Source organism: Noviherbaspirillum saxi (assembly GCF_003591035.1).
GTDB classification, from domain to species: Bacteria; Pseudomonadota; Gammaproteobacteria; order Burkholderiales; family Burkholderiaceae_D; genus Noviherbaspirillum; species Noviherbaspirillum saxi.
Window position 1 is genome coordinate 855,835 of record NZ_QYUO01000003.1, and the last position, 14,535, is coordinate 870,369.

Genomic DNA, 14,535 nt, shown 5'->3' on the forward strand with positions numbered 1-14,535 from the left:
GCTCTCTGCCTTGGTGGCTGGGCACGGGCTTGCAAGCGCTCCCACGGCGGCGCCTGTGGGAGATGCCTTGGACCGCGCGGCCTTGCAGGCGCGCCAACCAAGTCGGGTCGTGCTGCTCGATGCGGCCTACGCGGGCGACACGGTGGTCGCGGTGGGCGAGCGTGGTCTTATCGTACGTTCCGCAGACGAGGGGCGCAGCTGGCAGCAGGCCGTCGTGCCAGCCAGCGCGACGCTGACCGCAGTTAGTTTCCAGGACGAAAAGCATGGTCTGGCGGTGGGACATGGGGGGTTGGTGCTCGCCACGGAGGATGCGGGGCGCAGTTGGCAGAAACGGATGGACGGACGTCAAATCGCCCAGCTCATGCTGGCCTCGGCCGAGCGATCGGGCCAAGAGCGCGCGTTGGCCCAGGCCCGGCAATTGGTTGCGGACGGCCCGGACAAGCCGCTGTTTGCACTGCTCCAGCTGGATGGACGGCGCATGTTGGCTGTCGGCGCCTACAACATCGTACTGCGAAGCGAAGACGGCGGCCGTAGCTGGACAGTGCCCGACGCGCCGCTGGACAACCCCCAGGCCTCGCACATCTACGCAGCTCGCGCCCGCGGCACGCGTGTGCTCTTGGCTGGGGAGCAAGGGCTGATCCTGCTGTCGGAGGATGGTGGCAAGAACTTCCGACGACTGCCAGCGCCCTACCGTGGCAGCTTCTTTACAGCCGAAATCACCGCGGACGGTGGCATTCTGGTTGCGGGCCTGCGCGGTAACGTCTGGCACTCGCCGGACGGCGGGGCGCACTGGCACGTCAGGCGCACCTCGTCGCAGGCAACGGTAACCCATTCAAGCCTGCTGGGCGATGAGCCGCTGTTGTCGACGCTGTCCGGGCAGCTGTTGCGCCGCCAGGACGACGCCTTGATACCGTTGCTGGGCACTCCACTCCCATCCATTAATGCCATTCTGCCTCTGCGCTCTGGCGGTGTGCTGGCATTGACTGGTTCGGGCGCCATTGCGCTACCCGCTACCGCTTTTCAGAATTTCGGAACCACCAGATGAGCATTTCACCTAGCAATACCGAGCAAGCAGACGGACTTGACGGATTCGATCCACGCAGCGGTTCGCTGCTCGAGCGTCTGCTGTTCAATCACAGAGCGTGGGTGTTGGGCGTCTGCGTTCTCATTACGTTGCTGCTGGGCTGGCAAGCGACCCGCCTACAACTGCAAGCGAGCTTCGAGAAGACGATCCCAGACCGGCATCCCTACATCGTCAATTACCTCGCCCACCAGGCGGAGCTTACAGGGCTGGGCAACGCGCTACGCATTGTGGTGGCCAATCCGCGGGGCGACATCTACGACAAGGAGTACATGGAAACCTTGCGCCGTTTCAGCGACGAAGTTTTCCTGATGCCAGGTGTCAACCGCACCCAGATGAAATCGTTATGGACGCCCGGCACGCGCTGGACCGGCGTCACCGAGGATGGTTTGGATGACGGCCCGGTCATTCCGGAGGGCTGGGATGGGGGAGCGGCCAGCCTTCAGCAACTGCGAGTGAACGTGCAACGCTCCGGCGAAATCGGCCAACTAGTCGCGCTTGACCAGCGTTCCAGCGTCATCTACGTGCCGTTGCTGACACAGGACGCTGCAGGGCAGCCTATCGACTACGGCGCCTTCGTCCACAAACTCGAGGAGGTGCGGGCGCGGTACTCGGAGGCGGGCGTGCAGGTGCACGTCACCGGCTTCGCTCAAGTCATCGGCGACCTGATCGCTGGCGTAAAGACGGTGCTGGCTTTTTTTGCCGTGGCGGTGATGATAGTGACGGCAATGGTCTACGCCTACACGCGTTGCGTGCGTTCCACGCTGCTGGTGGTACTTGCCTCGCTCATCGCGGTGGTATGGCAGTTGGGCTTGCTACCGGCAATGGGGCAGGCACTCAATCCGTACTCGATCCTAGTCCCATTCCTGGTGTTCGCCATTGGTATGAGCCATGGGGCGCAAAAAATGAACGGCATCATGCAGGACATCGGCCGTGGCATGCACCGGCAGATCGCGGCACGCATGACTTTCCGCCGGCTGTTCCTGGCAGGGCTTACCGCTCTCCTGGCCGACGCTGTTGGATTCGCCGTTCTGCTGGTGGTGGAAATCGACGTAATCCGCGAACTTGCTATCGCGGCCAGCGTTGGCGTCGCCGTCCTGATTTTCACCAACCTGATTTTGCTGCCTGTCATGCTTAGCTATTCCGGCGTAAGCGCGGCCGCCGCGGCGCGCAGCTTGCGTGCGGAGGAAGGGGGCGTGTTGCGGCGTCTGTGGGCCGGCCTGGCCACGCTGACCGGATCATCGCGGGCGCTGTTCGTCCTGGGCGCTGCAGTGGTGCTGGCGATTGCCGGTTTTTGGTTGAGCCGTGACTTGCAGATCGGCGATCTCGACCCCGGTGCGCCAGAGTTACGGGCCGACAGCCGTTACAACCGCGACATCGCCTATGTCCGGGAACACTATGGCGCCTCCAGCGATGTCTTGGCGGTCATGGTCCGTACGCCGGAGGGGCAGTGTTCCGGCTATGAGACGCTCAACAAGATGGATGCGCTCGAGTGGCAATTGCGCCAGGTTCCAGGTGTCGAGAGCACGCAATCGCTCGCCTTGATGTCGCGGCGCTTGCTCTCGGGACTAAATGAGGCGAGTCCCAAGTGGTATGAATTCCCTCGCAACCAAGACATGCTCAACACGATAGCCGTGCGGATGCCGCGCGGGCTCTACAACGATCGCTGCGACTTACTCACCTTGTATGTCTACCTGAGCGATCACAAGGCAGCGACGCTGGAACGCGTGGTCGGTTTCGTAGAGGCGTTCGCTCAGGTCAACAACACGGCCAGCACCCAGTTCATCCTCGCGGCCGGTTCAGCGGGTATTGAAGCGGCAACCAATCAAGTTGTGCGCTCGGCGTGGAGCCAGATGCTTTTGCTCGTGTATGCCGCAGTCGCTGCGCTGTGTTTCGTCACGTTCCGATCGTGGCGCGCAGTGGTGGTAGCGGTGCTGCCGCTGATGCTCACCTCGATATTGGCGGAGGCCATCATGGTGCTCATGGGGATGGGGGTGAAGGTCGCCACCCTTCCGGTTATTGCGCTGGGCGTGGGGATTGGCGTGGACTACGCACTTTACATTTTGAGCATCACGCTGGCGTCACTGCGGGCCGGTGCCACATTGATGGAGGCCTATCACCGGGCGCTGCTGTTTACTGGGAAAGTGGTGACACTGACTGGCGTAACGTTGGCTGTCGGCGTGCTGACGTGGATATACAGCCCGATCAAGTTCCAAGCTGACATGGGGCTGCTGCTGGCCTTCATGTTCGTCTGGAACATGGTCGGCGCCCTGGTCCTCGTGCCGGCGCTGGCGGCTTGGTTGCTGCAGGGCAGGGCTCAGGCGCGCTTGCAGACGGCGTCATCGGACGCCATAGGGGCATCAGCCTGAACAGCTAAGCGGTACTGAATTTTTTAACATTGGAAAGAAATCATGAGCAAACCGATTATCGAACGCCTGCGGGCGAATATCCCAGTGGCGCACCCTGGCTGGGGTGCATCCGAATACAGTGGCTGGCAGGACGAGCAAATGTCCTGGAAGGAAAGCTGCTATATCGGCGACTGGTCCTTCCTGTGGGACATTGAAGTGGAAGGCCCGGATGCGTTGCGTTTTTTTAGCGACACCAGCGTTAACAGCTTTGCCAAGTTTGATATCGGACAGGGCAAACATTTGATTCAGTGTAGTGAGCGGGGCAAGGTCATGGGAGAAGGCGTGCTGATGCGGATGGGTGAACAGCGCTTCCGTACTCAGGCCGGGCCTGCTACCTGGTCAGCTTTCCTGTTGAACAAGGGCGGCTACGACGCGCAATGGAAACAAATACAGACATTCCAGTTCCAAGTGTCGGGACCCAAGGCCTTGGCCGTGTGCCAGGCCGCCACGGGAGAGCCGCTGACGGATGTAAAGTTCATGCATTTTATCCCGGTCACTATCGCCGGCAAGCCGTGCTATGCGTTGCGACAAGGTATGGCCGGGGAGATCGGCTTTGAGTTCCACGGCGATGCTGCCGATGCGCCGGAAGTGTACGCGGCTCTGCTGGCGGCCGGCGAGCCGCACGGTATCCGCCGCCTGGGCCGGCGCACAGCAATGATCAATCATCTGGAAGCTGCTTTTCCTACGATTACCTGGCATTACTTGAACGACATCTTCAGCGCCGATGCCGCCGGCTTCCGCGAATTCATCGCCCAGCACTTTGACATGAAAGGGCTGGTGCCGGCGATCCGCGGCAGCTTTCAGGGACAGGATATCAGCGACTACTGTTACAACCCGTTTGAGCTGGGATGGGGCAAGAGCGTCAAGTTCGACCACGAGTTTCGAGGACGTGCGGCACTGGAAGCGGAGGTAGCGGCCGGCGCGCGCCGGACGCGCGTCACGCTGGAGTTCAATAACGCAGATGTCATTGATCTGTACGCCTCGCTGTTTGGCGAGGAAACCCCCTACGATTATCTGGATATCCCCCATCCGCAGCGCTGGATGATATGGGCCGACGCGGTGCAGATGAATGGCAAGACTGTGGGTGTATCCACCAGTCCCGGCTACAGCTACCACTTCCGCAAGGTCTTGGCGCTGGCGTACGTGCATCCTGAACTCGCCGAGCCGGGTACACCGGTCCACGTGCTGTGGGGCGCGCCTGGATCGCGGCAAAAACTGATCCGCGCGAGAGTGGCCAACGCGCCGTACAAACAGGACCGCCGCCGCGAGGCGCTTTGATTTTCCATAACCGACCTTCAAATCGAACATGAACACAAATCCTGAGTACATTATTCGGCTGGCATGCGCCAATCGACCGGGTATCGTAGCTGCCGTTGCCACCGCGCTATTCGAGGGCGGTTTCAATATCCTTGATTCGCAGCAGTTCGACGATACCGTCAGCGACCGCTTTTTCGTGCGCATTCATTTCGAGCAGACGCGCGCACACGCGGAGATCGACATCGGCACCTTGATGGCCCCTGTTGCCGATCGCTTCGGCATGCAGTACTCGGTGCATGACTGCCGCAAGCTGAGCAGGGTATTGCTGATGGTCTCGAAGTTCGACCATTGCCTCGCCGATCTGCTGTACCGTTGGCGTACAGGCGAGCTGGCGATGGATGTCGTCGGCATCATATCCAATCATCCGCGCGACACCTATGCTCACCTGAACTTGGGCGACATTCCCTTTCACCACCTGCCGATAGATAAAAACGCCCCTAACGGCAAAGTCGAGCAGGAGCAGCGCGTTTGGCAGGCGGTCCAGTCGAGTGGTGCCGAGCTGGTTGTGCTGGCCCGTTATATGCAAATCCTGTCTGATGATCTGTCTGCCAAACTGGCTGGCAAATGCATCAACATCCACCACAGCTTTTTGCCTGGCTTCAAGGGCGCCAAGCCGTATCACCAGGCGCATGAACGCGGGGTCAAGTTGATCGGCGCAACTGCACACTACGTCACCGCCGATCTGGACGAAGGTCCCATCATCGAGCAGGATGTGGAGCGCATCAGCCATCGCGATACGCCAGAGCAGTTGGTGCGCAGGGGGCGTGACATCGAGCGCCGTGTACTTGCCAGTGCAGTGCGCTATCACCTGGAGGGTAGGGTGCTGCTCAACGGCCAAAAAACAGTGGTGTTCCCGGGATGAGTGCGGCAATGATAGATGGCAAAGCCCACGCTGCGGCGCTGCGCGCTCAGGTCGCAGCGGCTGGCGCAAGATTCCGCGAAGAGCTTGGCAGGCCGGCAGGTCTGGCCGTTGTTCTGGTTGGTGATGATGCGGCCAGTGGGGTTTATGTGGCGTCCAAGGCGCGTGCCACGCTTGAGGCGGGTATGGAAAGCTTCACGCACCGCTTACCTGCCAGCGCCACACAGGCGGAGGTCCTCGAGCTGTTGGCCAGTCTGAACCAGAATGAAGCAGTGGATGGGATTCTGGTGCAATTGCCTTTGCCGGCGCAGATAGATGAGACGGCGGTAATCGATGCGATTCACCCGGACAAGGATGTGGACGGCTTCCACGTCCTAAATGCTGGTCGTCTCGCAATAGGGCAGAACGGTCTGGTGCCTTGCACGCCGCTTGGCTGCCTGATGCTGCTGCGGGCCTGCCGAGGATCGCTCGCCGGCCTGCGGGCGGTCGTGGTGGGGCGCTCGAACATCGTCGGCAAGCCGATGGCGCGGCTATTGTTGGCGCAGGACTGCACGGTTACAGTGGCACATTCACGCACTCGCGATTTGCAGTCCGTGGTGCATGACGCGGACATACTGGTAGTCGCGATCGGCCGGCCCCTGTCCATACCTGGGGCCTGGATCAAGCCCGGCGCCACGGTGATCGATGTGGGTATCAATCGCATCGACGATCCCACCGGGTCAGGCAAGAGCCGGTTAGTCGGTGACGTCGACTTCGATTCTGCGGCATTAGTGGCTGGTGCTATCACCCCGGTCCCTGGCGGGGTTGGACCCATGACTATTGCTGTGCTGCTTCGCAACACCGTTGTGGCTGCGCGCCGCAGAGCGGGGCTGTCGCCCGACGCCATGCTGAGCGTATAGGCACGCGGTGCCAACGGGCGCCCTGGACACTGGCCTTGCCGCCTGAGGACGTCACAGTTTAGGTGGTCGACCAGGGCGCTCGGGCTTGAACTGGCACATGGAAAGCAGCGCTGGCATCGGGCGCATTGGCATAGCCTTGTTCGCATCGCACTTTCCTTCCGAGCGGCGCAACGGCGCTTCAGCCAACGCTTCGTTTACGCCGGTTCCTTTTGCCGGTGTGCGCGATTGTTCAATTCGTTAAGCGCGTCACGATGCTCGACCACGTAGGTATGCGCCGGGGGGAGTGGCCAGGAGGGCAAGGCCACCACTTGCGCGAACGCCGCGAGAGGGGCTTTCACCTTGTCGCCGTGGTGCAGAATAAGCTGGCCTAGAAGGCGCTGCAGGTGCGCAATGTCGTCGTCGCTAAAGCCGCGCACGAACTCAGTCGCTATGGCAGCCAGTTTCGGTTCCACTGCCAGCAGGACATCGCGGCCCATCGGAGTTGCATAGTAGCGCTTGCGGCTGGCAGAGGTACCTGATTTGGCGTTGATCAGGCCCTTCTCGCGCAACAGGCCCACAACCAGCGTCGCATTGGTTATTTCGTAGCCCAACAGCTTGCGAATGCTTGGTTCGCCGATGCCCGGATGGCAAAACACAACGTGAAGCGCGCAGAACTGGCGCAACGTCAATCCGAAAAGGCCCGCTTCGTTGGACAGATGCGCCTCGACGGCCTGTAAGCAGCGCCGCATGAGCCAAGAGGCAGTGTGTGGCGCTGGCTGCTCGTCGGCCAGGCGTTCCAGCAATGTCATCAGCTTCTCGCGTTGGTCGGGGCGCATTGCTTCAAACAGGATGTCTTCAGCCTCCAGCTGTTTGGTTTTCGCAATCGCGAGCGCAGCTTGGCCGCTTTCCGTGATCATCACGCGTTTGCGACGTTTATCCTCCGGATCGGTGTGTCGGTCAACCAGGTGTTGCTTAAGCAGGTTGGTCAACACAAGTCCGGCCGTGGATTTGTCGGTGCCTGCCAGGTTGGAGAGCTCAGTCTGCATCATGTGGCCATGCTCATCAAGCAATCGCAATATCTGCAGCTGTGCCGGTGTAATTGGCGTCGTACTTTGCTGCTTTGCAAACAGCGCTGTAGCAATCTGGTAGGCACGCTGAATTTGGAAGGGTACGCGCGAATACAGATATGCCAACGCCTCCAGGTTGAGCGTGATGTTGTGGCCGACTGCGTTGGTTATTGTGGAATCCAATCGTGTCACGTCCTTTTTCAAGCGTGATGGAGACAGCAAGGGGAGACCCCTCCAAAGAGTTAAAAGAGGAATTATATACATATTTAAAAATGCGCAAAAAGAAAGGATATCTTATTAAACTGTTCGCACAGCAAAATCGGCAAATAGTTGTCATAGGCATATCAAATGATTATCGTATTTACATGTGTATGGCAGAGGAGTCATGCTTCGTTGCCTTTGTGTTAAATTATATTCTGCGGATATCAAACTAATTGACTGAATGAATTTTGCGCCCTAACATGAGGACATCTTACTTAGTAAGAATGGAGACTGTTCTCATGCAGCCAATCATTTGCCGCGCTGGCAAATCTTGCACCAGCCCGGTTAACCATCGCTGACCACAGTCGGGTGTTCTCGAGTTGCGCAAAAAAGGGAGACTTTTATGTATGTCAAGAACTGCTGGTACGTCGCTGCGTGGAACTACGAAGTGACCGGGAAGGCGCTGTTCAAGTGTTCAATCATCAATCAGCCCATCGTCATTTATGTCAAGGACGATGGGCAATACGTGGCCATGGAAGACCGCTGTTGCCATCGTGCGCTTCCGCTGTCGATGGGGCGCCTGGAAGGAAACGACTTGCGATGCATGTATCACGGACTGAAGTTCGCGCCAACGGGCCAGTGCGTGGAGATGCCGGGCCAAGACCGCATACCACCCGGCGCATGCGTGCGCACTTTCCCTGTGGTGGAAGCCCATAGCTGGGTTTGGGTATGGATGGGCGATCCGGATAAAGCCGATCGTGAGCTGATCCCCGAGTGCATCGCGCTTGAGACGCCCGGCCTGCAACACCGGTCCGGCCATATTGAGTACGACGCCGACTATCAGCTTATCAACGACAATTTGCTGGACTTCTCTCATCTGGGCTATGTGCATTCGGCGTCGTTCGGTACGAGCGAGGATTGGGCTTATACGCGGCCCAAGATTGTTCGTTTGGAGCGTGGCGTACGTGTGCAGCGATGGGTCACCAATCAGGCTTCCCGCATCGCAGGTCCGGAGAACAAAGTAGACATTTGGGGAACCTACGACTATATGCTGCCCGGCGTGATGATCATGAACATGCGCGTTACTCCCGCGGGTAGTGCACAGCTGAACAATATGGAGCCGCCTGACCTGACTAAAACGGCGACGTTGTTCAGCCAGTTTTCCTGCCAAGCAGTCACACCAATCAGCGATACCCGCAGCCGCTATTCCTTTTCCGTGCTGACATCGGATGAAGACGCGGAGCGTGGATTGCTGGACGCATTCTGGGCGAATACGCGGCAGGCTTTCGATGAGGACCGTGCGGTGATCGAGGCGCAAGCCAAGTCGATGGCAATGGACCCAGCTCGCAAGCTGATCCCGTCGGTCTATGATTCGGCACTGGGACAGTTCCGCTGGATGATCGAGAAGCAGGCGCGTGAAGAGTCGTCAGCATCAGCGGATGGCGTGCCTGGATGAAGGTCAGTGCCGGGAAGTCGGCCCGACATGTCAATGTAGACCAGGATAGGCGCCCAAATTGCCGAGCGACACGCCCCTGAGCCGGCACGCGGAATGGCGCGAGCATGGCCAGAGCCGAGTGATGCCGTTGATTTGCCATGCAGGGCCCAGCTCACAAAACGAAATCCGTGTTTGCGCGCCGGCCACATTGCGACAGCCCTGCGGACTGCGAGCGCCTGCCAAAACGTTCGATGTTGGTGTCGTGCGCCAGGCGGAGACGGATGAATTTTTCAACATAGGACAAGTTGCCATGGCATTTAGCAATATGAAAGTGGGCACGCGGCTGACTGCGGGCTTTGCATGCGTATTACTGTTGCTGATTGTTGTCACGATGCTCGGCTTGCAGCAAATGACGCAGCTACAGGCAAGGCTGGAGCAGATCACTACCGCTAATAACGTCAAGGTAAAACTGGCGACGGCGATGCGCGATAGTGTATTCGAACGCATGGTGGCCTTGCGCAATCTGGCATTGGGCTCATCCGCGCCGGAAATGCACGATGAGATGCAGAGCATCCGACGCGAGGCAGGCAAATACAAAGAAGCCGAGTTAAAACTGAAGCAAATCATTGCCGCCTCCTCGGCTGGTGCGACAGAAGAACGGATGCTATTGGAAGGGCTCAATCGCTTCGAAACCATTGCATTGTCCTTGAGCGATAAGGCTGCCGATCTGGCCATGGCGTCGCAGATTGACCAAGCATACACGGTAACCCGAGAACTCGCGCCTGCGCAACGCAAGTGGATGTCGCAACTGGAGGCGCTCATCGCATTCGAGGGGCGACAGAGCGAGCAGTCCACCATTGACGCACGTTCGGCGTTTACGCGCGCGCGTTTCCTTATGTTAGCGATCGGACTCCTGGCAGTCGTGATTGGCATGCTGATCGCGATTTTGATTACCCGAAAGATGTTGCGTCAGCTTGGCGGGGAGCCTGAATACGCTGCACGAATCGTTGGTCAACTGGCATCCGGCGATTTGACGGCACAGATCGATATCAGGCCGTCTGACAGCGGCAGCCTATTGCTCGCAATGCGATCAATGCGGGAAAACCTGGCTTCGACGATCGGTAGAGCGCGTGCCGATAGCAGCAGGTTCGTCGCAGTGTCCAGCGAAATATGCGCGGGTAATGCAAATATCGCTTCCCGTACCGAGCAGCAGGCATGCGAGCTGGAGAGTACTGTGGAGCGCATGGAGCGGTTGACAGCGACGGTTCAACACAATCTTGAATCTGTACATCATGCCAACCAGCTGGCGGCATCTGCATCAGCCGTTGCGCTGATGGGCAGTGCCGAAGTTTTGCGCGTAGTTGAGACGATGAACTCGATCGAGACGTCCGCCCGCCGTATTGTCGACATCATCGGTGTTATAGACGGCATAGTCTTTCAGACCAATATACTCGCGTTGAATGCCTCAGTGGAGGCAGCCCGCGCTGGCGAGCAGGGACGGGGCTTCGCCGTTGTCGCGAGCGAAGTCCGCAGTCTCGCGCAACGGGCGGCGACGTCGGCGAAGGAGATCAAAGCGCTGATTGATGATGCGGTGGAAAAAGTCGATGCGGGCGGCATCCTTGCGGACAACGCGGGCGCCACGATGAACAAGCTGGCTGAAAGCATACAACGTGTGACCAAGATTATGCAGGAGATCACTGAGGCGAGCAGCGTGCAAGGGGCCGAGATCGCGCAGGTGAATCAAACGATCGCGCAAATGGAGCGCATGACACAACAGAATGCCGCACTGGTGGAGCGCGCTGCGGCAGTGACCGAGAGTATGCAGCAACGGGCGCATGGTTTAGCTCAGATCTTGCAAGTCTTTAAGGTTGCTGATGCGGCGACCGAATCTGACGGGGACCACCATCCCTCTGTATTGAGCTTGCCGCGCGCCTAGCTGTTGCAATGTGTGGTTGCGTGGCGGATGTGGCTCGTTGCCGAAAACAACTGGCAAGCAGCCACATGTGCGTCCCTGACGCCATGTGGCAGCATCAGCTCCCACGAGCTTGCAATGGATCGCCAGCGGGCTTCCACTCCGGTGCTCGCGGGTAGCCGAACAGGAAAACGGCGGCATGTCTTGACACGGCCGCATGGCTTGAATAAAGTAAATCTGCTTTATATAAACTATATTTCTTTAAGGATAAATATGAATCCTGCTATCATCGAACAACACTTCTTGCGGTTGACCTCTGGGTTCCTGGCGCACCCACTGAGATTGTTCATCGGCGGCGAATGGATGGAGGCGGCCAATGGGCAAACTATCGCTGCTGAAGACCCGGCGACTGGCGCCGTGATTGCGCATGTCGCCGCGGGCAGTACGCCGGATGTCGACCGCGCAGTGCAGGCGGCGCGTCGCGCGTTCGACGGGGGGGCATGGCCGGCGCTGTCGCCTGCGGACAGGTCGCGCCTGATGCTGCGGCTGGCAGACTTGATCGAGTCGAACGCTGAGGAGTTGGCCGTGCTGGAATGCCTCGACAACGGCAAGTCGGCCATGTTGGCCCGCGTGATCGACGTGGCGGCAGCGGTTGAATGCCTGCGCTACCATGCCGGCTGGGCGACGAAGCTGCGGGGCGAAACCATTGCGCTGTCGCTCCCCGGCGACTGGCATGCCTATACCAGCCGCGAGCCGGTTGGCGTTGTTGGCCAGATCGTGCCGTGGAACTTCCCATTGCTGATGGCGGTTGGAAAGATCGCTCCCGCGTTGGCCGCCGGCTGCACCTTGGTGCTCAAGCCGGCCGAACAAACCCCTCTTTCGGCCGTCAGGCTTGGGCAGCTGGTCGAGCAAGCGGGCTTTCCCCCCGGCGTGTTCAATCTCGTTACCGGCTTCGGCGACAGTGCCGGCAAGGCATTGGTCGAGCACCGGGGCGTCGACAAGATTTCGTTTACTGGCTCGACTTCTGTGGGCAAAGCCATCGTCGCTACGGCGGCACAGGACATGAAGCGCGTCACCCTTGAACTGGGCGGCAAGTCGCCGGTGATTGTGTTCGCGGATGCTGATGTCGAGCGCGCTGTGGAAGGCGTGGCGAATGGGATTTTTTACAATTCAGGACAGGTGTGCGCGGCCGGCTCGCGTCTCTATGTCGACAGGAAAATCTATGACCGTGTCGTCGAGGGAGTCGCGGCCCGCGCGGCACAGATGAACATCGGCTCGGGACTTGACTTGACCTCGCACATCGGCCCGCTGATTTCGCGCGAGCAGCGTGACCGGGTTGCCGCATATGTGGCCTCGGGTTGCGCCGATGGTGCTGAGCTGGTTACCGGAGGCCGCTTGCTGGACGGTGAGGGCTACTTCATGCAGCCCACGGTGCTTTCCAAGACCAACCGCGACATGCGTGTGGTGCAGGAGGAGATCTTTGGTCCGGTGCTGTGCGCGATGCCATTCCAGAGTGACGAGCTGGCGCGGATCCTGGGCGATGCGAACGACTCGCGCTACGGGCTGGCTGCTAGCGTCTGGACGCAGGACGTCGGCCTCGCGCACCGGACCGCGCGGATGCTGCGCGCTGGCCATGTCTCAGTTAACGCGACCTTAGCGATGGACATGGCGTTGCCCTTCGGCGGCTTCAAGCAGTCTGGGTGGGGGCGTGAGGGGGGAGCGGCCGGGGTCGAGGCCTATACCGAATTGAAGTCGGTTGCCGTTGCCCTTGGCGGGCGATAGACAAAATTGCTGTTTCAGTAGGTGCTGCGGCACCAAAAATGTATAAATCGAGGAATCAAATGGATTACCCCCAGATTGCAATGTATATAGATGGCGAATGGGTCGGCGCCGAGGGCCGCGATTCGCAACCCGTCTTGAACCCCGCCACTGGCGAGCAGATAGCCGTGCTGCCGCATGCCGGGCAGGCAGACCTGGAGCGCGCGCTCGAGTCGGCGCGTCGTGGTTTTCTGCTTTGGCGCGCCACGCCGGCGCAGGAGCGCGCCGTTGTGCTGCGCCGCGCTGCCGACTGGTTGCGCGCCCGGGTCGACGATGTGGCCCGGATTGCCACCACGGAGCAGGGCAAACCGCTGGCTGAAACGCGCATCGAACTCATGGCTGCGGCCGACTGTTTGGAATGGTACGGGGAAGAGGGCCGGCGCGCCTATGGCCGCGTACTGCCGCGCCCTCCTGGCAGCAGGACCCTGGTGGTCAAGGAACCGATAGGTCCGGTGGCCGCTTTTGCGCCGTGGAATTTTCCACTTGGTAATCCAGCGCGGAAGCTGGGTGCGGCGATCGGCGCGGGCTGCTCGGTCATCCTGAAACCTCCCGAGGAGGCTCCAGCCTCAGCCATGATGGTGGCACGCGCCTTGATCGAGTCCGGCTTGCCGGTCGGCGTCATGAACATCGTGTACGGCGTGCCCGATACCATTTCGCGATACTTGCTGCGCTCGCCGGTGATCCGCAAACTCTCGTTCACCGGCTCCACCGCGGTGGGCAAACACTTGATGAACCTGGCATCGGAACGGGGCATCCGCACGACAATGGAACTGGGCGGGCATGCGCCGGTTCTGGTGTTCGACGATGCCGATATCGAGCAGGCACTGAGTCTAACGGTCGCCAGTAAGTACCGCAACGCGGGACAGGTTTGCGTTTCGCCGACCAGGTTCTACATACAGGAGGGTGTATACGAGCGTTTTGTTGCCGAATTCTCTCGGCGGGCTTCTGCGTTGCAGGTCGGGAACGGCTTGCATGAGGGGACGCGAATGGGGCCCATGGCGCATCCCCGCCGGCTCGGCGCGATGGAATCGCTGATCGCTGATGCCCGGGCGGCGGGGGCGAAGTTGGAGACGGGCGGCGAGCAGATCGACCGGGCTGGTTATTTCTGGCAGCCAACGGTGCTCAGCGATGTACCGATACACGCGCGGGTAATGAGCGAGGAGCCGTTCGGCCCCGTCGCTGTCATGTCGCCTTTTAAAACGTTCGATGAAGCTATCGAGCAAGCGAATCGGCTGCCGTTCGGACTTGCAGCGTACGCGTTCAGCACTTCCGCGAAGCAAGTAATGATGGTGGGCGATGCGCTGGAGGCTGGCATGATCGGCATCAATACCACCATGATCGGTGCGGTCGACGCACCTTTTGGCGGGGTGAAGGAAAGTGGACATGGGTCGGAGAACGCGATCGAGGGGTTGGAGGCATGTCTGGTAACGAAGCAAATCTCTCAGGCGTAAGCGCTCCCCGGGCGGCCTCTGGGCAGCCCGGCAATTCGCGGTCGGATCGACACGCCTTATGGGTGCGTTGATATAAACAACATTTACTTTATAATATTGTTGGCGCGG

General features: G+C 59.8%; 10 protein-coding genes. 9 read left to right on the forward strand and 1 reads right to left on the reverse strand.

Annotated elements, in window-relative coordinates:
- The first annotated feature begins 67 nt into the window (after positions 1 to 67).
- From D3871_RS27070 to folD, 5 genes are read left to right on the forward strand one after another with little or no spacing between them, the layout of a single operon-like run.
- A complete protein-coding gene (locus tag D3871_RS27070; protein WP_158598086.1) occupies positions 68 to 1,045 on the forward strand; it encodes a WD40/YVTN/BNR-like repeat-containing protein in 978 nt (325 codons plus the stop codon).
- Positions 1,042 to 3,450, forward strand: coding sequence for an efflux RND transporter permease subunit (locus tag D3871_RS27075; protein WP_119772173.1), 2,409 nt, complete (start codon positions 1,042 to 1,044; stop codon positions 3,448 to 3,450). The genes D3871_RS27070 and D3871_RS27075 overlap by 4 nt, the downstream gene beginning before the upstream one ends.
- Before the next feature lie 42 nt (positions 3,451 to 3,492).
- A complete protein-coding gene (locus D3871_RS27080) occupies positions 3,493 to 4,767 on the forward strand; it encodes a glycine cleavage T C-terminal barrel domain-containing protein (RefSeq protein ID WP_119772174.1) in 1,275 nt (424 codons plus the stop codon).
- A gap of 28 nt (positions 4,768 to 4,795) precedes the next feature.
- Positions 4,796 to 5,668, forward strand: coding sequence for a formyltetrahydrofolate deformylase (gene purU, locus D3871_RS27085; RefSeq protein WP_119772175.1), 873 nt, complete (start codon positions 4,796 to 4,798; stop codon positions 5,666 to 5,668).
- Positions 5,665 to 6,564 (forward strand): bifunctional methylenetetrahydrofolate dehydrogenase/methenyltetrahydrofolate cyclohydrolase FolD, encoded by a 900-nt coding sequence (folD, locus tag D3871_RS27090; RefSeq protein WP_119772176.1) that lies wholly within the window; start codon positions 5,665 to 5,667, stop codon positions 6,562 to 6,564. Before purU ends, folD begins: the two co-directional genes overlap by 4 nt.
- 194 nt (positions 6,565 to 6,758) lie before the next feature.
- On the opposite strand, the gene D3871_RS27095 is transcribed toward folD, so the two are convergent.
- On the reverse strand, positions 6,759 to 7,793 hold the full coding sequence (locus D3871_RS27095) for a MarR family winged helix-turn-helix transcriptional regulator (protein ID WP_158598087.1): 1,035 nt from the start codon (positions 7,791 to 7,793) through the stop codon (positions 6,759 to 6,761).
- Positions 7,794 to 8,214: 421 nt separating this feature from the next.
- On the opposite strand from D3871_RS27095, the gene D3871_RS27100 reads away from it, so the two are divergent.
- From D3871_RS27100 to D3871_RS27115, 4 genes are all read left to right on the forward strand, one after another.
- Positions 8,215 to 9,267 carry an aromatic ring-hydroxylating dioxygenase subunit alpha gene (locus D3871_RS27100; protein WP_119772178.1) on the forward strand — a complete coding sequence of 351 codons (1,053 nt, stop codon included), beginning with the start codon at positions 8,215 to 8,217 and terminating at the stop codon, positions 9,265 to 9,267.
- Positions 9,268 to 9,571: 304 nt separating this feature from the next.
- Positions 9,572 to 11,182 (forward strand): methyl-accepting chemotaxis protein, encoded by a 1,611-nt coding sequence (locus D3871_RS27105; protein ID WP_233575908.1) that lies wholly within the window; start codon positions 9,572 to 9,574, stop codon positions 11,180 to 11,182.
- Between the two features lie 249 nt (positions 11,183 to 11,431).
- A complete protein-coding gene (locus D3871_RS27110) occupies positions 11,432 to 12,940 on the forward strand; it encodes an aldehyde dehydrogenase family protein (protein ID WP_119772180.1) in 1,509 nt (502 codons plus the stop codon).
- A gap of 59 nt (positions 12,941 to 12,999) precedes the next feature.
- Positions 13,000 to 14,427, forward strand: a complete 1,428-nt coding sequence (locus tag D3871_RS27115; RefSeq protein ID WP_119772181.1) for an NAD-dependent succinate-semialdehyde dehydrogenase — start codon at positions 13,000 to 13,002, stop codon at positions 14,425 to 14,427.
- Positions 14,428 to 14,535: the final 108 nt, after the last annotated feature.

What these genes read in the sequence shown, in the direction of transcription:
- D3871_RS27110 (WP_119772180.1), top strand. Translation starts at nt 11,432, where the DNA reads ATGAATCCTGCTATCATCGAACAACACTTCTTGCGGTTGACCTCTGGG.
- D3871_RS27100 (WP_119772178.1), top strand. Translation starts at nt 8,215, where the DNA reads ATGTATGTCAAGAACTGCTGGTACGTCGCTGCGTGGAACTACGAAGTG.
- D3871_RS27075 (WP_119772173.1), top strand. Translation starts at nt 1,042, where the DNA reads ATGAGCATTTCACCTAGCAATACCGAGCAAGCAGACGGACTTGACGGA.
- purU (WP_119772175.1), top strand. Translation starts at nt 4,796, where the DNA reads ATGAACACAAATCCTGAGTACATTATTCGGCTGGCATGCGCCAATCGA.
- D3871_RS27105 (WP_233575908.1), top strand. Translation starts at nt 9,572, where the DNA reads ATGAAAGTGGGCACGCGGCTGACTGCGGGCTTTGCATGCGTATTACTG.
- folD (WP_119772176.1), top strand. Translation starts at nt 5,665, where the DNA reads ATGAGTGCGGCAATGATAGATGGCAAAGCCCACGCTGCGGCGCTGCGC.
- D3871_RS27080 (WP_119772174.1), top strand. Translation starts at nt 3,493, where the DNA reads ATGAGCAAACCGATTATCGAACGCCTGCGGGCGAATATCCCAGTGGCG.
- D3871_RS27115 (WP_119772181.1), top strand. Translation starts at nt 13,000, where the DNA reads ATGGATTACCCCCAGATTGCAATGTATATAGATGGCGAATGGGTCGGC.